Annotated in this window: 1 protein-coding gene; it reads left to right on the top strand. The window is 36.8% G+C overall.

Going from position 1 to position 247, the window contains the following annotated elements; all coding sequences use genetic code 11:
- Positions 1-26: 26 nt before the first annotated feature.
- A partial coding sequence (locus tag Q4548_RS17310; protein ID WP_369281306.1) for an MATE family efflux transporter occupies positions 27-247 on the top strand: 221 nt, incomplete at its 3' end.

Raw genomic sequence — 247 nt, 5'->3', positions numbered from 1 at the left:
GAGCAGTAGCAGTATCGGGAACCATTTTGTTTACGGTACTTTCATTTATAATTGGTTTGAATAATGCAGCACTTACCATTCTGTCACAGCAGAAAGGAAAGGATAATGAAACAGGATTAAAACGATACTTAAATGCATTTGTCGTAATTCTAACAACGATAGCGATTGTGTTAGGTGCCATAGGATACTTTTTTTCAGAACAGTTTCTAAGTATGCTTGGTACACCGGAAGTTATGATGGAACAAGC

This window comes from Wenyingzhuangia sp. 2_MG-2023 (genome assembly GCF_030548295.1).
Classification (GTDB): domain Bacteria; phylum Bacteroidota; class Bacteroidia; order Flavobacteriales; family Flavobacteriaceae; genus Wenyingzhuangia.
The sequence above is the reverse complement of the archived record's forward strand: the minus strand, read 5'-3'. Positions and strand labels throughout refer to the sequence as shown.